At 60.2% G+C, this 23,179-nt stretch carries 17 protein-coding genes and 4 tRNA genes; 2 read left to right on the top strand and 19 right to left on the bottom strand.

What is annotated here, in order from left to right:
• Nucleotides 1–13 precede the first annotated feature (13 nt).
• The 8 genes from truA to leuC all read right to left on the bottom strand — a co-directional run bounded on the left by truA (nucleotide 14) and on the right by leuC (nucleotide 10,603).
• Nucleotides 14–868 carry a tRNA pseudouridine(38-40) synthase TruA gene (gene truA / locus PFAS1_RS21370; protein WP_111450533.1) on the bottom strand — a complete coding sequence of 285 codons (855 nt, stop codon included), beginning with the start codon at nucleotides 866–868 and terminating at the stop codon, nucleotides 14–16.
• A gap of 198 nt (nucleotides 869–1,066) precedes the next feature.
• On the bottom strand, nucleotides 1,067–3,904 hold the full coding sequence (locus tag PFAS1_RS21365; RefSeq protein WP_076030420.1) for a FimV/HubP family polar landmark protein: 2,838 nt from the start codon (nucleotides 3,902–3,904) through the stop codon (nucleotides 1,067–1,069).
• 207 nt (nucleotides 3,905–4,111) lie between these two features.
• Nucleotides 4,112–5,122: an aspartate-semialdehyde dehydrogenase gene (locus tag PFAS1_RS21360; protein ID WP_074875236.1), complete on the bottom strand. Its 1,011-nt coding sequence runs from the start codon at nucleotides 5,120–5,122 to the stop codon at nucleotides 4,112–4,114.
• Nucleotides 5,123–5,288: 166 nt separating this feature from the next.
• On the bottom strand, nucleotides 5,289–6,401 hold the full coding sequence (gene asd / locus PFAS1_RS21355) for an aspartate-semialdehyde dehydrogenase (RefSeq protein WP_074875234.1): 1,113 nt from the start codon (nucleotides 6,399–6,401) through the stop codon (nucleotides 5,289–5,291).
• A gap of 68 nt (nucleotides 6,402–6,469) precedes the next feature.
• A complete protein-coding gene (gene leuB / locus PFAS1_RS21350) occupies nucleotides 6,470–7,552 on the bottom strand; it encodes a 3-isopropylmalate dehydrogenase (protein WP_074875232.1) in 1,083 nt (360 codons plus the stop codon).
• Nucleotides 7,553–7,613: 61 nt separating this feature from the next.
• Nucleotides 7,614–8,378: a class I SAM-dependent methyltransferase gene (locus PFAS1_RS21345; RefSeq protein ID WP_074875230.1), complete on the bottom strand. Its 765-nt coding sequence runs from the start codon at nucleotides 8,376–8,378 to the stop codon at nucleotides 7,614–7,616.
• Between the two features lie 151 nt (nucleotides 8,379–8,529).
• Nucleotides 8,530–9,174 carry a 3-isopropylmalate dehydratase small subunit gene (leuD, locus tag PFAS1_RS21340; RefSeq protein ID WP_074875228.1) on the bottom strand — a complete coding sequence of 215 codons (645 nt, stop codon included), beginning with the start codon at nucleotides 9,172–9,174 and terminating at the stop codon, nucleotides 8,530–8,532.
• Nucleotides 9,175–9,184: 10 nt separating this feature from the next.
• Nucleotides 9,185–10,603, bottom strand: coding sequence for a 3-isopropylmalate dehydratase large subunit (gene leuC, locus PFAS1_RS21335; RefSeq protein WP_008151269.1), 1,419 nt, complete (start codon nucleotides 10,601–10,603; stop codon nucleotides 9,185–9,187).
• 146 nt (nucleotides 10,604–10,749) lie between these two features.
• Between leuC and PFAS1_RS21330 the strand changes: the two genes are divergently transcribed.
• Nucleotides 10,750–11,640 carry a LysR family transcriptional regulator gene (locus PFAS1_RS21330; RefSeq protein WP_008151271.1) on the top strand — a complete coding sequence of 297 codons (891 nt, stop codon included), beginning with the start codon at nucleotides 10,750–10,752 and terminating at the stop codon, nucleotides 11,638–11,640.
• Between the two features lie 63 nt (nucleotides 11,641–11,703).
• Complete coding sequence (locus PFAS1_RS21325) at nucleotides 11,704–14,982, top strand: EAL domain-containing protein (protein ID WP_076030419.1); 3,279 nt, start codon at nucleotides 11,704–11,706, stop codon at nucleotides 14,980–14,982.
• 46 nt (nucleotides 14,983–15,028) lie between these two features.
• On the opposite strand, the gene PFAS1_RS21320 is transcribed toward PFAS1_RS21325, so the two are convergent.
• From PFAS1_RS21320 to uvrB, 11 genes are all read right to left on the bottom strand, one after another.
• Entirely contained in the window at nucleotides 15,029–15,475 is a 447-nt protein-coding gene (locus PFAS1_RS21320; protein WP_076030418.1) for an Hsp20 family protein, read from the bottom strand.
• A gap of 121 nt (nucleotides 15,476–15,596) precedes the next feature.
• A complete protein-coding gene (locus PFAS1_RS21315) occupies nucleotides 15,597–16,556 on the bottom strand; it encodes a tRNA dihydrouridine synthase (protein WP_076030417.1) in 960 nt (319 codons plus the stop codon).
• A 166-nt stretch (nucleotides 16,557–16,722) separates the two neighbouring features.
• The gene (locus PFAS1_RS21310; RefSeq protein WP_076030416.1) at nucleotides 16,723–17,178 is read right to left on the bottom strand and encodes an acyl-CoA thioesterase; all 456 of its coding nucleotides are present in this window, start codon (nucleotides 17,176–17,178) and stop codon (nucleotides 16,723–16,725) included.
• Nucleotides 17,179–17,225: 47 nt separating this feature from the next.
• Nucleotides 17,226–18,059, bottom strand: coding sequence for an alpha/beta fold hydrolase (locus tag PFAS1_RS21305; RefSeq protein ID WP_076030415.1), 834 nt, complete (start codon nucleotides 18,057–18,059; stop codon nucleotides 17,226–17,228).
• A 31-nt stretch (nucleotides 18,060–18,090) separates the two neighbouring features.
• The gene (locus PFAS1_RS21300) at nucleotides 18,091–18,630 is read right to left on the bottom strand and encodes a TetR/AcrR family transcriptional regulator (protein WP_008028313.1); all 540 of its coding nucleotides are present in this window, start codon (nucleotides 18,628–18,630) and stop codon (nucleotides 18,091–18,093) included.
• Nucleotides 18,631–18,814: 184 nt separating this feature from the next.
• Nucleotides 18,815–18,890, bottom strand: a tRNA-Glu gene (locus PFAS1_RS21295).
• An 80-nt stretch (nucleotides 18,891–18,970) separates the two neighbouring features.
• Nucleotides 18,971–19,046: transfer RNA gene (locus PFAS1_RS21290), tRNA-Ala, on the bottom strand.
• 53 nt (nucleotides 19,047–19,099) lie between these two features.
• A tRNA-Glu gene (locus tag PFAS1_RS21285) sits at nucleotides 19,100–19,175 on the bottom strand.
• Between the two features lie 79 nt (nucleotides 19,176–19,254).
• Nucleotides 19,255–19,330: transfer RNA gene (locus tag PFAS1_RS21280), tRNA-Ala, on the bottom strand.
• A 190-nt stretch (nucleotides 19,331–19,520) separates the two neighbouring features.
• Nucleotides 19,521–21,002, bottom strand: a complete 1,482-nt coding sequence (gene gltX / locus PFAS1_RS21275; protein WP_076030414.1) for a glutamate--tRNA ligase — start codon at nucleotides 21,000–21,002, stop codon at nucleotides 19,521–19,523.
• Between the two features lie 145 nt (nucleotides 21,003–21,147).
• Entirely contained in the window at nucleotides 21,148–23,163 is a 2,016-nt protein-coding gene (uvrB, locus tag PFAS1_RS21270; RefSeq protein ID WP_074875214.1) for an excinuclease ABC subunit UvrB, read from the bottom strand.
• Between the last annotated feature and the right edge of the window lie 16 nt (nucleotides 23,164–23,179).

Below are 23,179 nucleotides of genomic sequence, written 5' to 3'. Positions count from 1 at the left end.
GCGTTCGAGGGCGTCAGCCGTCAAGTTCCGAGAAACCGGTCAGGAAGTGCGGCCCGATGTAACGCTCGGGCAATTGGAACTCGTCGCGGTACTCGACCTGCACCAGGTACAGGCCGTACGGGTGCGCCGTCACCCCACCGGAACGACGAATACGACTCTCCAGCACTTCTTTCATCCACTCTACCGGGCGCTCGCCGGCACCGATCGTCATCAGCACGCCAGCAATGTTGCGCACCATGTGGTGCAGGAAGGCGCTGGCGCGGATGTCCAGCACGATCATCTTGCCGTGGCGCGTGACGCGCAGGTGATGCAGCTCCTTGATCGGCGACTTGGCCTGACACTGGCCGGCACGGAAAGCGCTGAAATCGTGGGTGCCAACCAGGTACTGCGCCGCCTCGGCCATGCGCTCGACGTCCAGCGGACGGTGATTCCAGGTAATTTCTTCGTTCAGGTGCGCAGGACGGATCTGATCGTTGTAGATCACGTAGCGATAGCGTCGGGCAATGGCCTTGAACCGCGCATGGAAATGCGCCGGCATGACCTTGGCCCAGCTGACACTGACGTCGTGAGGCAAATTGATATTGGCGCCCATGACCCAGGCTTTCATCGAACGCTCGACCTGAGTATCGAAATGCACCACCTGACCGCACGCATGCACGCCGGCATCCGTACGCCCGGCGCAGAGCAGTGACACCGGTGAGTCGGCGACTTTGGACAAGGCCTTTTCGAGCGTCTCCTGCACGGTGAGTACGCCGGAGGCCTGGCGCTGCCAGCCGCGATAGCGCGAGCCTTTGTATTCAACGCCCAACGCGATCCGGAAAAAGCCCTCGGCCGCCAGTTCGGCGGCCGGATTATCTATATTTGCCAAGGAGTGACAGCCTGCTGATATACGCAAAGGCGGGCATTATAAGGCTGTCAGGCAGGGACGCCAGAGGCGTATGTTTTTTGTGGCCTGACGTGTCGGGGTTGATCGCTCCCACGCAGAGCGTGGGAACGAGCTGTCGTGGACTGAAACAAAAACGGCAGCCTCAATGGGCTGCCGTTTTGTTTACGCCTTACCGATCAATCAAGCCAGACGCGAAAGCATTTCGTTGGCTTCGCTCTTCTGACCTGCATCCCCCTCAGTCACCACTTCATTGAGGATGTCCCGGGCGCCGTCGGCGTCGCCCATGTCGATGTAGGCCTGGGCCAGATCGAGCTTGGTCGCCACTTCGTCGGTGCCGGAAAGGAAATCGAATTCCGGCTCGTCAGCGGCGGAGGCCATGGCGTCTTCCGCGGTGAAACTCGGCTCGCCAAGACTCTGGGACAGGCGATCGAGCTCGGCGTTGACGTCTTCCAGTTCGGCTGCAAACGCGTCCGGAGCGTCTGGCGCATCCATTTCGTCAGCCAGCGACAGGTCGAAATCGGCTGGCAGCTCCAGATCGTCCAGCGCAGCCGCAGGAACAGCCGGCGCTTCAGCGACAGGCAAGTCCAGGTCCTTGACGCCGTCATCCAGGCTCAACAGGAAGTCGTCTTCGGCCAGGGTCGCCGGCGAGGCATCCCCACCAAGATCCATATCCAGGTCGAAGTCCGACAGGTCATCGAGGTTTTCCTTGATGTCGGTCTGCTGCTGCAACACCGACTCGAAGCTCAGGTCGTCGTCCAGCGGGAATTCGTCCAGATCTGCTGCAGCCACTGGTGCTGGTACAACCACTGCCGGCGAGGCAGTTTCCAGATCATCCAGGCTCAAATCGAAGGCACTGTCGAGATCATCGAGCTCAGGTTCAGGTTTTTCTGGTGCTGGTTCGGGTGCTGGCTCGGGTGCAACCACTGCCGGCGAGGCAGTTTCCAGATCATCCAGGCTCAAATCGAAAGCACTGTCGAGATCATCGAGTTCCGGTTCTGGTTCTGGCTCTGATGCAACCCCTGCCGCCGAGGCAGTTTCCAGATCATCCAGACTCAAATCGAAGGCATTGTCGAAGTCATCGGGCACTGCCGGCGCCGGCGCTTCTGGCTCGTCCAGCAGTAGATCCTTGACGTATTGCGCGTCCAGTTCGGCAGCGATCGCAGCGGCTGCGATACCACCGGCTGCCGCAACGGCCATGGCCGGGAAGCGGCTCTTGAGTTTTTCGACCTGAGCAAAGTTGTCGCCATTGGCCACCAGTTGGCGTTCCTGGGCAACGAATGCATCGCGGTCACCTTGCTGACCGTAGACTTCCATCAGCTTGAGGCGCAAGTCGCTGCGTTGAGGCTCTTGCTTGATTCCGTCTTCCAGCAAGGCGGCCGCCTGATTCAGACGACCGGCAGTGATGTGCGACTGCGCCTTGCTCAATACATCGTCATTGCGCTCGCCAGCAGGCGAAACCAATGGCGCAGCGATCGGCGGCGTCACCACAACCGGAGCAAACACCGGCGCGGGCGCAGGGGCTGGTGCAGGCGGTGGCGTTGGGGTTGGCGCGGTAGCGAGCTTCACGCTCGGCGGCGGCACTTCCAGGTCATCAAAGATGCCTTTTGGCAGGTCGAGTTCAGCGGAGAACGCCTGCTCCTCGGCCAAATCACGGGCCATGCGCAAATGCTTTTCGGCTTCTTGCTGGGCTTTGCGGCGACGCGCCAGCAACAGCAGCAGGAACAGCGCCACCACGGCGGCGCCCCCTGCCAGACCCAGCAGCCACGGATTGGTCAGCAGCTCCTTGAATTGCTGATCGTCAGAGGCTGCCGGCGTTGGCTCGACAGGCTTCTCGGCTGGAGGCGCAGCGTCCTGGGGAGCAGCCGCTTCTGGCGCAGGTGCAGGCGCTGCATCAGGATTGGCTGCGAGTTCGGCTGACATTGCCGGAGCGGTCGCATCGGGTGCCGGCGCACCCGCCGCGCCTTCAGCCTGCAACTTGGCCAGTTGATTGTTTTTCAGCTCGATCAGGCGTTGCAGCTTGTCCAGCTGACTTTGCAGATCGGTCATGCGGCTTTTCAGCTCGGCGTTGTCACGACGGGTCGTGTCGAGGCTTTCCTGGGTCACGGCCAGCTTGTTGCTCAAATTCTTGGCATCACCCGCAGCGCCTTTGCCACCGGCCTTGCCGGACTCGGCAGAGACCAGGCTCAGCTTGTCTGTCGCTGTTTGCGACGAAGGGCCTTCACCGCGAGCGCGTTTGGTGGCATCGAGCTGCTGCTGTCCGGTCCCGGGCTTCGCCACGTAGCGACGCCCCTGTCGCCACGCAGTGTTCTGCGCGGAGACTTCGGCAATGGCTTTCGGTTGCGGCAGGCTGGTGCTCTGTGCCTGATCCGGCAGACGCAGCACCTGACCGGCTTTCAACCGGTTGATGTTGCCGTCGATAAAGGCATCCGGATTCAACGCCTGGATGGCCAGCATGGTTTGCTGGACCGAGCCGCCATTGCCCGTCTTCTCGGCGATTTCCCACAGGGTATCGCGCGGCGCGGTGGTGTATTGGGAGGGTTTGGTGCCACCGGTCACCGGAGCGGTGACGGTTTGCGTCGGAGCAGGTTGCGCAGCCGCATCAGCGGTTTGCGGCGAGAACTTGGACGGATCGAGCAGCACGCTGTAATCGCGCAGCAGGCGACCGTTGGGCCACATCACCTGAACCAGGAATTTCACCATGGGTTCGGAGAGTGGCTTGCTGGATGTCACACGCAAGATGCTTTTACCGCTGGCATTGAGCACCGGGGTAAAGGTCAGGTCATTGAGAAAGGCCTGGCGATCAACGCCGGCCTTGGCGAAATCTTCGGGCGAAGCCAGGCTCGGCACCACTTCGGCAGCGGTGAGTTCCTTGACGTCGAGCAACTCGATTTCTGCCACCAGGGGTTGGTTCAGCGTCGACTTCAGGGTCAATTCCCCGAGCCCGAGGGCATGCGCCATACCGGAGGACAGCGCCGAGGCGGCCGCTATTGCTAACACCAGTTTGCGAACTTGAACCATAGCCTCATCCTTTGTTTGAACATTCCTCGGCCAGCGAGAAGGTGTTTATAGTCGCTGCCGTAAGGCATTGCGCGCGGCGGCGAAGAGTCATCGCGCGCGATCATTTCATTCATGCCACGCAAAACCCCGCAGGGAGCCCGCCTTCAGCAGTCCAGCCAAGCATAGCGCCCGACTGGATTCATTCGACAAATTGTTGCCAAGTATCTTTTACAGCAGGCCTTTTATCAACAATTCAGCCACCTGCACAGCATTGAGCGCTGCGCCTTTGCGTACGTTATCTGACGTCAGCCACAAATTAAGTTCCGACAGGTCGTCGATCCCGTGGCGAACCCGACCAACGTAAACCACGTCCTGCCCTACCGCATCGCCTACCGGCGTCGGGTAATCACCGGCTTCCACCAGCTCGATACCGGGCGCGTCTTCCAGGGCAGCGTTGACTTTTGCCAGGTCGATGTCGCTCGATGACTGCAAGGTCACGTTAAAGCTATCGCCAAAAAACACCGGGGCTTGAATGCAAGTCACGGAAATCTTTAATAAAGGCAGCGCCATGACCTGACGCAGCTCGCGTACCAGGCGTTTTTCCAGCAGCGTGTGACCCTGTTCATCAGGCTTGCCCACTTGCGCCAGCAGGTTGAAGGCCATCTGCCGATCAAAGAAGGTCGGCTCCAGCGGACGCACATTCAGCAGCTCGGCTGTTTGCCGCGCCAGCTCGGTGACGGCTTCGCGGCCCTGGGCGGAGACGGCCAGGCTGGCGGTCAAATTGATCCGTTGCAGATCGAGCAAACCGAGCAACGGCGCCAACACGACCGCCAATGTGGTGGCCGAAGGGCTTGGACTGCTGACCTGGAACGGCTTTTTCAAACCGGCCAGCACCTGCGCGTTGGCTTCAGGCACGACTTGTGGCGCCTGATCAGCCGGCAAGGCGCCGGACAAGTCGATCAACGAACAACCGGCGGCGGTGGCACGCGAGGCGAAACTCAGGGTTACCGCCGGGCCGGCAGCGAAGAACACCAGCTGGACTTTGCTGAAGTCGAACTCATCGACCTCCCGCACCCGCACGTTCTTGCCGCGAAACGGCACCGAATGCCCGGCGGATTCGCTGCTGGCGAGCAGGTGCAGATTGCCGACCGGGAAGTCGCGCTCTTCGAGAATCTGCACGAGCGTTTCGCCGACAGTACCGGTGGCGCCGATCACGGCAATATCAAAGGACTGGCTCATGGTTCTACCTCTGGCGAAACGGGGGGAGCGGCACTTTACCGGGTGGTTGGCATGCAGGCAATTCACACCCACCCCGATCGTTCCCACGCTCTGCGTGGGAACGATCGGCAGGAACAAAAAACCCGCGCCTCTTTCAAGGCACGGGTTCTTTTATGACTTCAACCGATCAACGCTCAAGCAGGATCCGCAGCATGCGACGCAGCGGTTCGGCCGCGCCCCACAGCAGTTGGTCGCCGACGGTGAACGCGCCGACGTACTGCGTGCCCATGTTCAGCTTGCGCAGACGGCCAACCGGCACGTTCAGGGTACCGGTGACCTTTGTAGGGCTCAGCTCCTGCATGCTGATTTCGCGGTTGTTCGGCACCAGTTTGACCCAAGGGTTGTGCTGGCTGATCAACCCTTCGATGTCAGCGATCGGCACATCTTTGTTCAGCTTGATGGTCAGCGCCTGGCTGTGGCAGCGCATGGCGCCGATACGCACGCAGATGCCGTCCACCGGGATCGGGCTCTTGAAGCGACCGAGGATCTTGTTGGTCTCGGCCTGGGCCTTCCACTCTTCGCGGCTCTGACCGTTCGGCAGTTCCTTGTCGATCCACGGGATCAGGCTGCCGGCCAGCGGTACGCCGAAGTTCTCGGTCGGGTACGCGTCGCTGCGCATGGCTTCGGCAACACGGCGGTCGATGTCGAGGATCGCGCTGGCCGGGTCGGCCAGTTGATCGGCGACAGCGGCGTGGGTCACACCCATTTGCTTGATCAGTTCACGCATGTGCTGCGCGCCGCCACCGGAGGCGGCCTGATAAGTCATGGCGCTCATCCACTCGACCAGACCCGCCTCGAACAGGCCACCCAGGCCCATCAGCATCAGGCTGACGGTGCAGTTGCCGCCGATGTAGTTCTTGGTGCCCGCGTCGAGCTGCTGGTCGATGACCTTGCGGTTAACCGGGTCCAGCACGATTACCGCGTCATCCTGCATGCGCAGGCTGGAAGCGGCGTCGATCCAGTAACCCTGCCAGCCGGCTTCGCGCAGCTTCGGGAACACTTCACTGGTGTAGTCGCCACCCTGGCAGGTCAGAATCACGTCGAGGGTTTTCAGCTCTTCAATGCTGTAAGCGTCCTTGAGCGGAGCAATATCCTTACCCACGGACGGGCCTTGGCCACCGACATTGGAAGTGGTGAAAAACACCGGCTCGATAAGATCGAAATCCTGCTCTTCCAGCATCCGCTGCATGAGCACGGAACCGACCATACCGCGCCAACCGATCAGACCTACACGTTTCATCGCAACTACACCTTCTTCAAAAGTGGGCCGCTGCCTTCATGGTTGAAAGTTGCAGCGGGCCAAAGAGATTACAGATTCCGCAGCGCGGCGACTACTGCGTCGCCCATTTCCTGCGTACCGACTTTAGTGCAACCGGCCGACCAGATGTCGCCCGTACGCAGGCCCTGGTCCAATACCAGACTGACGGCCTGCTCGATGGCATCGGCCGCATCCTGCAGATTGAAGCTGTAACGCAGCATCATCGACACCGACAAAATGGTCGCCAGCGGGTTGGCGATGCCTTTGCCAGCGATGTCCGGTGCCGAACCGTGGCACGGCTCATACATGCCTTTGTTGTTGGTATCCAGGGACGCCGAGGGCAGCATGCCGATGGAACCGGTGAGCATCGACGCCTGGTCGGAAAGAATGTCGCCGAACAGGTTGTCGGTGACGATCACGTCGAACTGCTTTGGTGCGCGCACCAGCTGCATGGCGGCGTTGTCGACGTACATGTGGCTGAGTTCGACTTCCGGGTAATCCTTGGCCACTTGCTCGACGATTTCACGCCACAGTTGACTGGACGCTAACACGTTGGCCTTGTCTACCGAACACAGTTTCTTGTTACGAACCATGGCCATGTCGAAACCGACACGGGCGATACGGCGGATTTCGCTTTCGCTGTACGGCAGGGTGTCGTAAGCCTGACGCTCGCCGTTTTCCAGGGTGCGAACGCCACGTGGCGCGCCGAAGTAGATGCCGCCGGTCAGTTCACGGACGATCAGGATATCCAGGCCAGCCACGATTTCAGGCTTCAGGCTCGAAGCCTCGGCCAGTTGCGGGTACAGGATCGCCGGACGCAGGTTGCCGAACAGGCCCAGTTGCGCACGAATTTTCAGCAGGCCGCGCTCAGGGCGAATGTCACGCTCGATGGTGTCCCATTTCGGGCCGCCCACGGCGCCCAGCAGTACAGCGTCAGCTGCGCGTGCACGGTCCAGGGTTTCGTCAGCCAGCGGCACGCCGTGTTTGTCGATGGCAGCGCCACCGATCACGTCATGGCTCAGCTCGAAGCCCAGGCTGTACTTGTCGTTCGCCAGCTCCAGCACCTTGACCGCTTCGGCCATGATTTCCGGGCCAATACCGTCACCTGGGAGAATCAGAATCTGCTTGCTCATGCTTTCCTCATGTCATCAGTCGGTGCGCCCTGGGGCACACCCGGAAAAATTGGTTTGACGCTTATCTTTCAGCCATCAGTACCAACACATCGGTACTGAACGAGCCATCGGCCTCGATCTCGAAATATTCGCGTACTTCATTGCCCATCGATTGCTGCAGCTCGAGGATTGCCGCGCGCATCACTTCTGGGGTGCGCATGCGCTCGACCCAGGAGGTGTACTCCAGACGCAACCGTTGACGGGTGGTGCTGCGGGTATGCAACCCCGCTTCACTGACCTGCCGCAACCACTCGCCGGCGGAATAATCGCGCACATGGCTGGTGTCGCGCAGCACTTCGACGCTTTGCAGGTAAGTGTCGAACAGCGGACTGCCCGGTGACAACACGTCGATGAACGCCGCCACGCCGCCCGGCTTCAGCACCCGGCGAACCTCTCGCAGGGCCAGGCCGAGATCGCTCCAATGGTGCGCCGAATAACGGCTGAAGACGAAATCGAATTCGCCATCGGCGAATGGCAAGTGCTCGGCGGCGCCCAGCACGGTGGACACGTTGGTCAGGCCGCGATCGACGGCAGCACCGGCCACCACGTCGAGCATCTGCTGCGACAAATCGTAGGCCACCACTTCCTTGACCAGCGACGCCACGTGAAAACTCACGTGACCGGCGCCGCAGCCCAGGTCCAGCACTCGGGCATCGCCCTGCCCTGCCAGTTCAGCCTGTAGCAACGCAAATTCGGTGCCTTGAGCATGTACGGCGCTGCTCAGGTAGGCCGAGGCTTGTTCGCCGAATTGCTTTTGTACGACTTGGCTGTGGGCGGTGCTGGTCATCGTAATGTCCTGATATTTGTGTTGTCTGGGCTGCCGTTATCGCGAGCAGGCTCGCTCCCACAGGGGTTTTGTGTACGCCGCAAATCCACTGTGGGAGCGAGCCTGCTCCGGGCGGCGTTCCGACGATGAGGCCGGCACTACCTACCGAGAATCAAACGTCGCGAAACAACCACGGCTGGCTCGCACGGTGTTTGGCTTCAAACGCCGCAATCGCTTCGTGATCCATCAATGTCAGACCGATATCGTCGAGGCCATTCACCAGGCAGTGTTTACGGAATTCGTCCAATTCGAATTTGTAGACCTTGCCATCCGGACGGGTCACGGTCTGGGCTTGCAGGTCGACCGTCAACTCGTAACCCGGATTGGCCTCGACTTGCTGGAACAACTCATCCACTTCAGCGTCGGTCAAAATGATCGGCAACAAGCCGTTCTTGAAGCTGTTGTTGTAGAAGATGTCGGCGTAGCTTGGCGCAATGATGCTGCGAAAACCGTACTCTTCCAGCGCCCACGGCGCGTGTTCACGGCTGGAGCCGCAACCGAAGTTTTCGCGGGCCAGCAGCACGCTGGCGCCTTGATAACGCTCGGCGTTGAGCACGAAGTCCTTGTTCAGCGGACGCTTGGAGTTGTCCTGGTAGGCATAGCCCACGTCCAGGTAGCGCCATTCGTCGAACAGGTTCGGACCAAAACCGGTGCGCTTGATCGACTTCAAGAACTGCTTCGGAATGATCTGGTCGGTGTCGACGTTGGCACGGTCCAATGGCGCGACCAAACCGGTGTGTTGGGTAAAAGCTCTCATGTGCGGTTCCTCAGATCAGTTCGCGAACGTCGATGAAACGACCGTGGACGGCAGCCGCCGCGGCCATGGCCGGGCTGACCAGGTGCGTACGGCCACCGGCGCCCTGACGCCCTTCGAAGTTGCGGTTGGAGGTCGAGGCGCAATGCTCGCCCGACTCCAAGCGGTCCGGGTTCATCGCCAGGCACATCGAGCAACCCGGTTCACGCCACTCGAAACCGGCTTCGAGGAAAATCTTGTCCAGGCCTTCGGCCTCGGCTTGCGCCTTCACCAGGCCCGAGCCCGGCACCACGATGGCTTGCTTGATGGTCGAAGCGACTTTACGGCCCTTGGCGATCACCGCCGCAGCGCGCAAGTCTTCGATCCGCGAGTTGGTGCAGGAACCAATGAACACGCGGTCCAGTTGAATGTCGGTGATCGCCTGATTGGCGCTCAAACCCATGTATTTCAAGGCGCGCTCGATGGAGCCGCGCTTGACCAGGTCCATTTCCTTCGCCGGGTCCGGCACGTTCTGATCAACCGCCAGGACCATCTCGGGCGAAGTACCCCAGCTGACTTGCGGCTTGATCTGAGTAGCGTCGAGCTCGACGACGGTGTCGAACACGGCATCGGCGTCGGACACCAGGTCTTTCCAGGCTTCGACCGCCATGTCCCATTCCGCGCCTTTCGGGGCAAATGGACGACCCTTGACGTAAGCCACGGTTTTTTCGTCGGCAGCCACCAGGCCAACACGAGCGCCGGCTTCGATGGACATGTTGCAGATGGTCATGCGGCCTTCGACGGACAAATCGCGAATAGCGCTGCCGGCGAACTCGATGGCGTGGCCGTTACCGCCGGCAGTGCCGATCTTGCCGATGACGGCGAGGACGATGTCCTTGGCGGTCACGCCGAACGGCAATTTGCCTTCGACCGACACCAGCATGTTTTTCATCTTCTTGGCCACCAGGCATTGCGTGGCGAACACGTGCTCGACTTCGGAAGTGCCAATGCCGTGGGCCAATGCGCCAAACGCGCCGTGGGTCGAGGTGTGCGAGTCGCCGCAGACCACGGTCATGCCCGGCAAGGTGGCGCCCTGCTCCGGACCGATCACGTGAACGATGCCCTGACGCACGTCATTCATCTTGAATTCGGTGATGCCATATTCGTCGCAGTAGTCATCGAGGGTCTGAACCTGCAAACGCGAGACCTGGTCGGTAATCGCTTCGATGCCGCCCTTGCGATCCGGGGTGGTCGGTACGTTGTGGTCCGGGGTCGCGATGATCGAGTCGACGCGCCAAGGCTTGCGCCCGGCCAGACGCAGGCCTTCGAAAGCTTGGGGCGAAGTCACTTCATGGATGATGTGGCGGTCGATATAGATCAGCGACGACCCATCGTCGCGCCGTTTCACTTCATGGGAATCCCAAAGCTTGTCGTAAAGCGTTTTGCCGGCCATCAGACGGTCCTCATCAGCGTATTTCTATGCCTTGGGTTTTGAACAGTTCAATAACCCCTTGGCTTGTGAGGTCGATCCTAGGGGGTTACATTAAATAACTCAAATTCATATTTTTCATGCTTTGGATAACCAATTGGAATACTGCAATGGACCTCGCCAACCTCAATGCTTTTATCGCGATTGCCGAGACCGGTAGTTTCTCCGGCGCTGGTGAACGGCTGCACCTGACGCAACCGGCCATCAGCAAGCGCATTGCCGGGCTGGAGCAGCAATTGAAGGTGCGCCTGTTCGATCGCCTGGGCCGTGAAGTCAGCCTGACTGAGGCCGGACGCGCCTTGCTGCCGCGGGCCTATCAGATCCTGAATGTGCTGGACGACACCCGCCGCGCGCTGACCAACTTGACCGGCGAAGTGACTGGCCGCCTGACCCTGGCCACCAGCCACCACATCGGCCTGCACCGTTTGCCCCCCTTGCTAAGGGAGTTCACCCGACGTTACCCGCAAGTGGCGCTGGATATTCAGTTCCTTGATTCGGAAGTGGCCTACGAAGAAATCCTCCATGGCCGCGCCGAACTGGCGGTCATCACCCTGGCGCCGGAGCCCCACGCACTGGTCAAGGCCACGCCGGTGTGGGACGACCCGCTGGACTTCGTGGTCGCCCCGGAGCACTCGCTGATCAGCCACGGCCCGGTCAGCCTGGCGGACATTGCCCTGCACCCGGCGGTTTTCCCCGGCGGCAACACCTTTACTCACCACATCGTCCGGCGCCTGTTCGAAGCTCAAGGCCTGACGCCGAACATTGCCATGAGCACGAATTATCTGGAAACCATCAAGATGATGGTCTCGATCGGCCTGGCCTGGAGCGTGTTGCCTCGCACTATGCTTGACGATCAAGTGGCGCGAATACCTTTACCAGGCATACAACTCACTCGCCAGCTAGGCTATATCCTGCACACAGAAAGGACACTATCGAATGCGGCGCGAGCCTTCATGGCCTTGCTGGATGCACAAATCGATCTGCCAGGGACTCTCGGCTAAGCTGTGCTACGTCTATAGAGCTTCGAGTCACTGACCTGACCCCCACTCAGCCAAGGCTTGCCAATGCCGAAATCTGTTGACCGTATTCCGCCGATGCCGCGTATACAGGCGCTTGACCCAAAACGGTCCGAGCAGAGTTGGGAGAGCGCCCCACAATTGCTGGCCGCCCTCAACGGTGCACGACTGGGCGCCTGGTATTGGGACATCGAGCGTGGGCAGATCAGTTGGTCGCGGGGGACCCAGGCGCTGTTCGGCTTCGATCCCCGGCAACCGCTGCCGGCGGATCTGGAATACCTCGACTTGCTGCCGCCAGAGGATCGGGCGAAAACCATTCGCGCCTTCGACGCGGTGATCGCCGGCGCCCCGCTGGAACAGGCGATGCATCACCGCATTCGCTGGCCCGACGGCAGCCTGCACTGGCTGGAGATCAACGGCAGCCTGCTGCCGGACAAACACGGCCGGCCACGCATGATCGGCGTCATCCGCGAAATCACCCACCAGCGTCAGCGCGAACAGGCGTTGACCAGCTCAGAAAAACGCTTTGCCACGCTGTTCCACCTGTGTCCGAACATGGTCCTGCTGACTCGCCAGGAAGACGGCCTGATCAGCGAAGCCAACCAGTATTTCGAAAGCCTGTTTGGCTGGCCAGTTCAGAACGCTATTGGTCGTACCACCCTGGAACTGGGTCTCTGGGTGCATCCGGAACAACGGACGCAACTGGTCAAAGCCACCAAGGCCAAGGGCGAACTGATCAACATGGAGGTGCAATTTCGTGCCAGCAACGGCCAGATCCACGACGGCATCCTCAGCGCACAAAAAGTCGAGCTAGAAGGCCAGCCGTATCTGCTGAGCACGTTTCTGGACACCACCGAACGCAAAGCCGCCGAGCTTGCCCTGAAAGACAGCCAGGAGCGCCTCGACCTGGCGCTGGATTCGGCGCAACTGGGTACCTGGGACTGGCACATCCCCAGCGGCATGCTGTACGGCTCGGCGCGCGCCGCCCAGCTACATGGGCTGGAAGCCATACCTTTCCATGAATCCTTCGACGAGTTTTTCGAAGGCGTACCCGACGAAGAGCGCGGCTCCATGCGCGATGCCTATCGCAGCCTGCGAGAAGGCCCGGCCGGCAATTATCAACTGACCTACCGCGTACAACTGCAGGACGGCAGCTCACGCTACCTGGAAAGCCGCGCCCGGCTCTATCGCGACGAAAACGGGGCCCCGCTGCGCATGGCCGGCACCCTGCTCGACATCACCGATCAGGTGGAGCGGGAGCAACTGCTGGTGGCGTCCGAAGAGAAGTTCGCCACCCTGTTCCAGGTCAGCCCGGACCCGATTTGCGTGACCCGTCAGGACACCGGCCAATTTATCGAGATCAATTCCAGTTTCACCCAGACCTTCGGCTGGAGCGCCGCCGACGTGATTGGCCGCGGCGCCGACGAAATCGGTCTATGGGACGCTTCGGCACAAAGCCTGCGACGCATCGAGCAGGTCATCCGCGAACAGGGCCTGAACAACGTGGCGATCCTCGTTCAGCACAAAGACGGGCAAGCCCTGACCTGCGTGATTTCCAGCCGCCAGATCAGCGTCGGCGACCAGCCGTGCATTGTTACCACCCTGCGCGATATCACTCAGCAGCAACGCTCGGAAGCCGCGCTCAAGGCCAGCGAAGAGAAGTTCGCCAAGGCCTTCCACTCCAGCCCCGACGCCATCACCATCACCGAGCGCGACACCGGGCGTTATCTGGAGGTTAACGATGGCTTTTGCCGCCTGACCGGCTACCGCGCCGATGAAGTGGTCGGCCGCACGGTGTACCAGGTCGGCATCTGGGCCGAGGAAAAACAACGTTCAGCGCTGCTCGCCGAACTCCAGATCAAGGGCCGGGTACTTCATCAGGAAATGCTCGGGCGCAATAAACGCGGCGAGTTGCTGACCGTCGAAGTCTCGATAGAACCAATTACCCTCAACGAAACCGCGTGCCTGCTGCTGACCGCGCGGGACGTCAGCCTGCTGAAAAACGCCGAAGCGCAGATCCGTCACCTGGCCTACCACGACCCGCTGACCAACCTGCCCAACCGCGCCCTGCTGATGGATCGCCTGAGCCAGCAGATTGCCTTGCTCAAGCGCCACAACCTGCGCGGCGCCCTGATGTTTCTCGACCTTGATCACTTCAAGCACATCAATGATTCGCTCGGTCATCCGGTGGGCGATACCGTGCTGAAAATCATCACCGCGCGCCTCGAAGCCAGCGTGCGCATGGAAGACACCGTCGCGCGTTTGGGCGGTGACGAATTCGTGGTGCTGCTCAGCGGACTCGAAGGCTCTCGCAACGAGGTCAGCGAACAAGTCCTGCAACTGGCGGACACCTTGCGTGAACTGCTGTCAGAGCCGATGTTCCTCGACGGACAACGCCTGCAAGTAACCCCAAGCATCGGCATCGCGCTGATTCCCGATCACGGCTCAACCCCGACCGACCTGCTCAAACGCGCCGACATTGCCCTCTACCGGGCCAAGGATTCGGGCCGCAACACCGCGCAGATGTACCACAACACCATGCAGAAGGCGGCGAGCGAACGCTTGCGCATGGAAACCGACCTGCGCCTGGCCCTTTCCCGGGGCGAGTTCCGCGTGCATTACCAACCCCAGGTCGACGCCCGAAACGAGCGCATCGTCGGCGCCGAGGCCCTGGTGCGCTGGAACCATCCGGAACTCGGCGAGCAATCGCCCACCGAGTTCATCAAGGTGCTGGAAGACAGCGGACTGATTCTGGAAGTGGGTACCTGGATCGTCGACGAGGCCTGCAGCGCCTTCAAACAGCTGATTGCCAGCGGCCTGGTCGATCCGCTGGACTTCAGCCTGTGCGTCAACATCAGCCCACGGCAATTTCGCCAGAATGACTTTGTCGAACGCATCGAACACAGCCTCGTCAGCCACGGCCTGCCCTGCTCGCTGCTGAAACTGGAAATTACCGAAGGCATCGTGATCCAGAACCTGGAAGACACCATCAACAAAATGCGCAGCCTGAAAAAGCTCGGCGTGAGTTTCGCCATGGACGATTTCGGCACCGGTTATTCCTCGCTGACCTACCTCAAGCGTCTGCCGGTCGACACCCTGAAAATCGACCAATCGTTCATCCGCGACGCCACCACCGACCCCAATGACGCCGAGATCATCCGCGCCATCGTTGCCATGGCCCGCAGCCTGGAATTGAAAGTGATTGCCGAAGGGGTCGAGACGCCGGAGCAGCTGGAATTCTTGCAGGGGCTGGGCTGCCATTTCTATCAGGGGTATTTGCACAGCCCTCCGCTGCCTGTGGAGGACTTCCAGAAACTGCTCAAGTGACGGGCACAAAAAAGGGCGCCGATGGCGCCCTTTTCATTGCCCTGCCTCAGTGCTGCAGCGCAGGTTTTTGCGCCCCGTTGATCGGGATGCGTTTGGCTTTCGCCTCTTCCGGAATTACCCGCAACAGGTCGATGCTCAACAAACCGTTGCTCAGACCGGCGGCCTTGATTTCGATATGGTCCGCCAGACGGAAGGACAGTTTGAAGGCACGCTGTGCGATGCCCTGGTACAGATAGGTGACGTCTTCGGTCGCGTCACGTTTGCCGCCACTGATGGTCAGCACACCTTTTTCCACTTGCAGCTCCAGGTCTTCTTCCTGGAAGCCGGCGGCCGCTACGACGATGCGGTATTGGTCGTCGCCGTGTTTTTCCACGTTGTAGGGTGGGTAGGTGCTGCCTGGCTCGTTGCGCAGGGCGGTTTCGAACAGGTCATTGAAACGATCGAAACCTACCGAGGAACGGAACAGTGGTGCCATGGAAAATGCAGTACTCATGATTCAAATCTCCTGAAACATATCAGCAAGTTTTTTTGTCTCCGCGACCCGGATTCGGCATCGCGTAATCCTTACATAAGGACCGCTGATTGCTTTTCAAGAGATTATTTTCAGATTTTTTTCAGGCGGCTTCGGACACCTGCAAGCCCAGTAAACGCGAGACCTGATCCAGTTCGGTCTCACGACGCAGCACGGTAAACAGCTCGACCGCTTCGGGATAATTGCGGGTCAGCATTGCCAGCCACTGCTTCAAGCGACCCGGCGATTGGCGGGCTGTCATCTGCGCCTTGGCTTGCAGCCAGAAGTCCTGAATCAGCGGCAGCAATTGGGCCCAGGTCATCTCGACGACGTCCTCACCGGCCCGCGCCATTGCGATTTGCCGTGCCAGGTCCGGGCGCGAAACCAGGCCGCGACCGAGCATGATGTCCTCAACGCCGCTGATTTCACGGCAACGACGCCAATCCTCGACGCTCCAGATGTCGCCATTGGCGAACACCGGCACCTTGACCACATCCTGCACCCGGGGGATCCACTCCCAATGGGCCGGGGGCTTGTAGCCGTCTGTTTTGGTCCGCGCGTGAACCACGATGTGCGCCGCGCCACCTTCGGCCAGGGCCGTGGCACACACCAGCGCACCGTCGGGGCTGTCAAAACCGAGGCGCATCTTGGCTGTCACCGGAATGTGCGCCGGAACGGCGCGACGTACATGTTCCACGATCTGGTTCAGCAGCTCAGGCTCTTTGAGCAGCACGGCGCCGCCGCGGGACTTGTTCACGGTCTTGGCCGGACAGCCGAAGTTCAGGTCGATGACCTCTGATCCCAGTTCGCAGGCCAGCGCGGCGTTTTCCGCCAGGCATACCGGATCGGAACCGAGCAGTTGCACCCGCAGCGGCACACCGGATGCGGTGCGGGCGCCGGTCAGCAGTTCCGGGCCGAATTTATGGTAATAGGCAGGCGTGAGCAGTTGATCGTTGATCCGAATGAACTCGGTCACGCACCAATCGATACCGCCCACACGAGTCAGCACGTCCCGCAGGATGTTGTCAACCAACCCCTCCATGGGCGCCAAAGCAATTTGCATGAAAAACACACTCAACGAAAAACGTGCGGCAGTTTACTGGATTGCGCGAGGAATCTGCAGAACATCGCAGATTCCCCTGTAGGAGTGAGCCTGCTCGCGATAGCGGTGCATCAGCAGCATCACTGTTGGCTGACACAACGCTATCGCGAGCAGGCTCACTCCTACATTAGATTTTGGATGCTTCGGGATTTTGCGATAACAACGCGGGGCCGTAGCCCTCGATGAACTCCGCCGGCATGCGCTTGGGCTTGCCGGTCGACAGTTCGATGCAGACGAAGGTGGTCTGCGCCCGTAGCAACGTGGTGTTGTCGCTGGGGCGCTTCAACTGGAAGTGCCGGGTCATTTTCAGGCGTTGGTCCCAATCGACGATCCAGGTCGCCAATTGCAACTCATCGCCTTCATAGGCAGCCGCCAGGTAATCGATCTCGTGCCGCACCACCGCCATCGCCCGATCCAGCCGACGATACTCGACCAGGTCCAGGCCAAGCCGCTGGGAGTGGCGCCAGGCACAGCGTTCGAGCCAGGTCACGTACACCGCGTTGTTCGCGTGACCCAACCCATCGATGTCCTCTGCGCCGACTTCCAGGTCAATGATAAATGGCGTTGCCCGATCCCAGCCCATGCCCCACTCCCGGTCAGAAAATTTTCACCGGGGAGTGTAACGGATGCTCAGGCCGATTGGCGCGATTGCAGACTGCGTCCGGCGAGCAACGAAAGAACGCCTTCGATCACCCGAGGGTCAGCCAGCACCCGCTGATGACCACCCTCTTCCAGGCGCAACAGACGGCTGTCAAACCAGGCCTCGTTGATCAGCTGCGATTCCTTGACCGGAACAAAGCAGTCATCCTCGGCGTGAACGATCAGGCCGGGCATGTCGAGCTGATAGTGCGCGACATCCAGTGCCGAAGCGCGCATGCCGACGTCTCTTTCGACCTGACGAATGAATGCCGAGCGGGCTTTCGGTGGCAGCCGTACATAGCGGGCGAAACCGCGCAATACGCCGAGTATCCGCGCCGGGGCCGCGATAGTGACCAGGGTTTCGGTACGCAAGCCCAACTGCACGGCGAGCATGGCACTGGCGCCGCCCATGGAGTGGCCGATGACGGCTTGCAGCGGTGGCAACTCGGAAGCAGCCTCAAGCATGGCCCGGGCGAACAGCACCACATTGGCCTCGCGACCCGGCGAGCGACCGTGGGCCGGACCGTCCAGCGCAACCACCGTGTAACCGGCATCGACCAGAGCGGTGATGAGGCTGGCGAATTGAGTCGGCCGGCCTTCCCAACCGTGCATCAGCAATACCGCGGGACCTTGCCCCCAACGCAGCGCCGAGAGGCCGAAGCGCAGGGTGATTCGCTCGGACTTCGCCAGCAGCGGCAATTCCCAATCACGCGGCGGCAGTTCCCGCGGCGTCATGAATGCCAATCGCATTTTGCTCGCAACCAGTTTCGGTGCAAACCAGCCCAAGGTGCCATTAACGCCGCGAACCCACTTCAACGTGCTCATCGCTCTCACTCCTCAGGCCAATGCCTTTAGGTCACAGCACCGCAGACTTGGCGGCGCGCAGCAATCGATCGGACAATTCTCCTGGCCCCAACGCGCGAGCCAAAGCCAAACCACCGACCATCAGAGCCATATCGGCCAGGGCCTTGTCGGTGTCTTCCGGGCTGGCCGCCAACTGCGCGACCATCATTTCCACATGCTCGTTCAACGCCACGCGAAACGCGTCCGGCAGGCGGCCAAGCTCACCGACAGAAGCCGGAATCGGGCAGGCTGACTCAGAGGAATCGCGGTGTTTGCGCGACAGATAAAACGCAGCAACCAACGCGCGACGTTCTTCGCCGGTCAATTCGGCATCCATGTCGGCGATCAAGCCACGGCGATGACCGAGCAGTTGCTTGAACGCTTCCAGCATCATCGCGTCCTTGCTTTCGAAGTGCGCGTAGAAGCCGCCGACGGTCAGGCCGGCCGCGCCCATCACTTCGCCCACGCTCGGTTCGGCCGGGCCGCGCTGAATCAGCGCTGCGCTGGCAGCCTTGAGGATGCGTTCGCGGGTTTGAGCTTTTTTATCGTTCATCGTTGCCTCCGAATATTACGACTAGAATATTATTCTCATAATAATTTTACGCAAGTCGTGATTGTGACCGCTGGTCTGAAGAACAGTTTGAAAGAAATAGGGGGATTTGGCCAAACGCCAGACAAACAAAAGGGCCATTCAATAATTGAATGACCCTTATAAAATCCCGCAGAGCGGGTAATCGTGGCGTCCCCTAGGGGACTCGAACCCCTGTTACCGCCGTGAAAGGGCGGTGTCCTAGGCCACTAGACGAAGGGGACGCAAAACCTTCTATACAACTGATCAGTGCTGAGAGCTGATCGATTCAAGGCCGGTGTGGCCAGACCTTGAACTGTAAAATTGGTGGAGCTAAGCGGGATCGAACCGCTGACCTCCTGCATGCCATGCAGGCGCTCTCCCAGCTGAGCTATAGCCCCGGATTTTTCGCCTCGCGGCGGAGCGACATCTTGCAACATCGCTTCTGTAAAACTGGCGTCCCCTAGGGGACTCGAACCCCTGTTACCGCCGTGAAAGGGCGGTGTCCTAGGCCACTAGACGAAGGGGACGCAAACCCTTCTATACAACAGATCACCGCTGAGTGGTGATCGCTTCAAGGCCGGTGTGGCCAGACCTTGAAGTGTAAATTGGTGGAGCTAGACGGGATCGAACCGTCGACCTCTTGCATGCCATGCAAGCGCTCTCCCAGCTGAGCTATAGCCCCTCATCGCTGAGGACGGGGCGAATCTTAATGGCGCATCGGAAGGCTGTCAAACTTATTTTTAAAATATTTCAAAGTTTTTTGCCGACATAACAATCACTTACCGCCCTCCCCCTGCAAAACCGGGGTGGCGCCGAAGAGCAGGATCAAAAGATCGCAGCCTTCGGCAGCTCCTACGCAGGATCAAACAACCTTAGGCGATGTTGCCCAAGAGTTTTTCCCACTCCTTGTTTTCCTTCTTCGACACGCCGCCCAGCAAGTCGATCGCCTGGCGCAGACGGAAACGGGTCAGGTCCGGCCCCAGGATTTCCATCGCATCGAGCACCGACACCGAACTGGCCTGGCCAGTGATCGAGGCAAACATCAGCGGCATGGCGTCACGCAATTTCAGTTCCAGGGATTCGACCACCGCCTGGATCGTTGCGGTGATGCTGTCCTTCTCCCACTGACGCAGGCTTTCCAGCTTCCACAAAATCAACTGCATCAACTGACGCACCTGATCGCCCGACAGTTTTTTGGATTCAAACAGCTTGGCGTCCGGGTTCACGCCACCGGCGAAGAAGAAACCGGCCAGCGGTGCAACCTGGCTGAAGGTTTCGACGCGGCCCTGCACGTGGGGCGCGATCTTCATCATGTATTCCGGGTTCAGCGCCCATTTTTGCAGGCGTGAAGCGAACTCTTCCACCGGCAGGTCGCGCAGCCATTGGCCGTTGAGCCACGACAGTTTCTCGATGTCGAAAATCGGCCCGCCGAGGGAGACGCGGCTCAGGTCGAAGTTGTCGACCATTTCCTGCAGCGAGAACTTCTCCCGCTCGTCCGGCATCGACCAGCCCATGCGACCGAGGTAATTGAGCATCGCTTCCGGCATGAAGCCCATGCGCTCGTAGAACGTCACCGAGGTCGGGTTCTTGCGTTTGGACAGCTTGCTCTTGTCCGGGTTACGCAGCAGCGGCATGTAGCACAACTCGGGTTGCTCCCAGCCGAAGTACTCGTACAACAGAATCAGTTTCGGCGCCGACGGCAGCCACTCTTCGCCACGCAGGACGTGGGTGATGCCCATCAGGTGGTCATCGACGACGTTGGCCAGGAAGTACGTCGGCAGACCGTCGGTCTTCATCAGCACTTGCATGTCCATGCGATCCCACGGGATCTCGACGTCGCCACGCAGCATGTCCGGCACCACGCAAACGCCTTCGCTCGGCACTTTCATGCGGATCACGTGCGGCTCACCAGCGGCCAGGCGACGCGCGACTTCTTCTTTGGACAGCAACAGCGCACGGCCGTCGTAACGCGGGGTTTCGCCGCGGGCCATTTGCTCGGCGCGCATCTGGTCGAGTTCTTCAGCGGTGCAGAAGCACGGGAATGCATGGCCCATTTCGACCAACTGCTGGCAGTACTTCTGATAAATGTCGCCGCGCTCGCTCTGACGGTAAGGACCGTGCGGACCGCCAACATCCGGGCCTTCGCTCCAGTCGATACCCAACCAGCGCAAGGCGTCGAAAATCTGTTGTTCGGACTCGCGAGTCGAACGCAATTGGTCGGTGTCTTCTATCCGCAGGATGAACTCACCGCCGTGCTGCTTGGCAAAGCAGTAGTTGAACAAAGCGATGTAAGCGGTACCTACGTGGGGATCCCCGGTAGGCGATGGCGCGATGCGAGTGCGGACGGTGGTCATGGCAAGTCTCGAAATGAAGATAAAACAAGGGGCGAATGGTAACAGGCGTTGCCCGCCCGGCTCCAGTGAGCAGGGCATTTAAGCCAAGGTGCACCATAGACTTTGTGGAGCTTGCCCGCGAAGAGGCCAGTACGAGCGCAGCAAATCAGACGGTGATCAACCGCTCACGCAACTTGCCAATTTCATCGCGCATCTGCGCCGCCGCTTCGAATTCAAGATCCCGCGCCAACGCGTACATCTTCTCTTCCAAGGCTTTGATGCGTTTGGCGACTTCCCCCGGCGAACGCAATTCCGCTTCGTACTTGGCGCTTTCCTCGGCGGCCTTGGCCATGCCTTTGCGCTTCTTGCTGCGCGAACCCGGCACGGTGGCGCCTTCCATGATGTCGGCAACGTCCTTGAACACGCCCTTGGGCGTGATGCCATTGGCCAGGTTGAAGGCAATCTGCTTGTCGCGACGACGCTCGGTCTCGCCGATCGCCCGCTCCATGGAACCGGTGATGCGATCCGCATAAAGAATCGCCCGACCATTGAGGTTGCGCGCCGCCCGGCCAATGGTCTGGATCAGCGAGCGCTCGGAACGCAGGAAGCCTTCCTTGTCCGCATCGAGGATCGCCACCAGCGACACTTCCGGCATGTCCAGGCCTTCACGCAGCAGGTTGATCCCCACCAGCACATCGAAGGTGCCCAGACGCAAGTCACGGATGATCTCGACCCGCTCCACCGTGTCGATGTCGGAGTGCAAATAACGCACCCGCACACCGTGGTCGGCCAGGTAATCGGTCAAGTCTTCAGACATGCGCTTGGTCAACGTGGTGACCAGCACCCGCTCTTCCAGCGCGACGCGCTTGCCGATTTCCGAAAGCAAATCGTCGACCTGGGTCAACGCCGGACGGATTTCGATTTGCGGGTCCACCAGGCCAGTCGGGCGGACCAGTTGCTCGACCACGCGACCGGCGTGCTCTGCCTCGTAATTGCCCGGCGTGGCCGAGACAAAGATCGTCTGCGGGCTGATGCTTTCGAACTCGTCGAAGCGCATCGGCCGGTTATCCAGTGCGGACGGCAGGCGGAAACCGTATTCCACCAGCGTCTCTTTACGCGAACGGTCGCCCTTATACATGGCGCCAACCTGCGGCACGCTGACATGGGATTCGTCGATCACCAGCAGGGCATCGGCCGGCAGGTAATCAAACAAGGTGGGCGGCGCTTGGCCCGATTCGCGACCGGACAAGTAGCGCGAGTAGTTTTCGATGCCGTTGCAGTAACCCAGCTCAAGGATCATCTCGAGGTCGAAACGGGTGCGCTGCTCCAGGCGCTGGGCTTCCACCAGTTTATTGTTGGAGCGCAAGTATTCCAGGCGTTCCTGCAACTCGACCTTGATCCCTTCGACGGCATCCAGCAGGGTTTCTCGCGGGGTGACGTAGTGGCTTTTCGGATAAAACGTGAACCGCGGCAGCTTGCGGATCACTTCACCGGTCAGCGGATCGAAGGCGGACAGGCTCTCGACTTCGTCATCGAACAGCTCGATGCGGATCGCTTCGAAATCGGATTCCGCCGGGTGGATATCGATCACATCGCCGCGGACCCGGAAGGTCGCACGGGCAAACTCCATGTCGTTGCGGGTGTATTGCAGGTCTGCCAGGCGACGCAGCAATGCACGCTGATCGAGCTTGTCGCCGCGATCCACGTGCAGAACCATCTTCAAATAGGTTTCCGGACTGCCCAGACCGTAGATGCACGACACCGTGGTGACGATGATCGCGTCCTTGCGCTCCAGCAGCGCCTTGGTCGCGGACAATCGCATCTGCTCGATGTGATCGTTGATCGAGGCGTCTTTCTCGATGAACGTGTCCGATGACGGCACGTAGGCTTCGGGCTGGTAGTAGTCGTAATACGAAACGAAGTATTCGACGGCATTGTTCGGGAAGAATGCCTTGAACTCACCGTACAACTGCGCAGCCAGGGTCTTGTTCGGCGCCAGCACCAGGGTCGGACGCTGAATCTGGGCGATTACATTGGCGATGCTGAAGGTCTTGCCCGAGCCGGTCACACCGAGCAACGTCTGGTGCGCCAGCCCGGCTTCGATGCCCTCGACCATAAGGCGGATGGCTTCCGGCTGATCGCCGGCGGGCTCGAAACGGGTGACTAGCTGGAATTCAGACATGAAAAACCTCTGGGTT

Origin of the sequence: Pseudomonas frederiksbergensis (genome assembly GCF_001952935.1) — a bacterium.
GTDB classification, from domain to species: Bacteria; Pseudomonadota; Gammaproteobacteria; order Pseudomonadales; family Pseudomonadaceae; genus Aquipseudomonas; species Aquipseudomonas frederiksbergensis.
This window is presented reverse-complemented; position numbering and strand designations above follow the sequence as displayed.

Bases quoted from the DNA above. Each gene is read 5' to 3' on its own strand.
- PFAS1_RS21360 (WP_074875236.1), bottom strand. From the start codon at position 5,122: ATGAGCCAGTCCTTTGATATTGCCGTGATCGGCGCCACCGGTACTGTC.
- uvrB (WP_074875214.1), bottom strand. From the start codon at position 23,163: ATGTCTGAATTCCAGCTAGTCACCCGTTTCGAGCCCGCCGGCGATCAG.
- PFAS1_RS21365 (WP_076030420.1), bottom strand. From the start codon at position 3,904: ATGGTTCAAGTTCGCAAACTGGTGTTAGCAATAGCGGCCGCCTCGGCG.
- PFAS1_RS21310 (WP_076030416.1), bottom strand. From the start codon at position 17,178: ATGGGCTGGGATCGGGCAACGCCATTTATCATTGACCTGGAAGTCGGC.
- PFAS1_RS21315 (WP_076030417.1), bottom strand. From the start codon at position 16,556: ATGCAAATTGCTTTGGCGCCCATGGAGGGGTTGGTTGACAACATCCTG.
- PFAS1_RS21345 (WP_074875230.1), bottom strand. From the start codon at position 8,378: ATGACCAGCACCGCCCACAGCCAAGTCGTACAAAAGCAATTCGGCGAA.
- leuD (WP_074875228.1), bottom strand. From the start codon at position 9,174: ATGAGAGCTTTTACCCAACACACCGGTTTGGTCGCGCCATTGGACCGT.
- PFAS1_RS21305 (WP_076030415.1), bottom strand. From the start codon at position 18,059: ATGAGCACGTTGAAGTGGGTTCGCGGCGTTAATGGCACCTTGGGCTGG.
- leuB (WP_074875232.1), bottom strand. From the start codon at position 7,552: ATGAGCAAGCAGATTCTGATTCTCCCAGGTGACGGTATTGGCCCGGAA.
- PFAS1_RS21320 (WP_076030418.1), bottom strand. From the start codon at position 15,475: ATGAGTACTGCATTTTCCATGGCACCACTGTTCCGTTCCTCGGTAGGT.
- PFAS1_RS21300 (WP_008028313.1), bottom strand. From the start codon at position 18,630: ATGAACGATAAAAAAGCTCAAACCCGCGAACGCATCCTCAAGGCTGCC.
- leuC (WP_008151269.1), bottom strand. From the start codon at position 10,603: ATGGCCGGCAAAACGCTTTACGACAAGCTTTGGGATTCCCATGAAGTG.
- PFAS1_RS21325 (WP_076030419.1), top strand. From the start codon at position 11,704: ATGCCGAAATCTGTTGACCGTATTCCGCCGATGCCGCGTATACAGGCG.
- PFAS1_RS21330 (WP_008151271.1), top strand. From the start codon at position 10,750: ATGGACCTCGCCAACCTCAATGCTTTTATCGCGATTGCCGAGACCGGT.
- asd (WP_074875234.1), bottom strand. From the start codon at position 6,401: ATGAAACGTGTAGGTCTGATCGGTTGGCGCGGTATGGTCGGTTCCGTG.
- gltX (WP_076030414.1), bottom strand. From the start codon at position 21,002: ATGACCACCGTCCGCACTCGCATCGCGCCATCGCCTACCGGGGATCCC.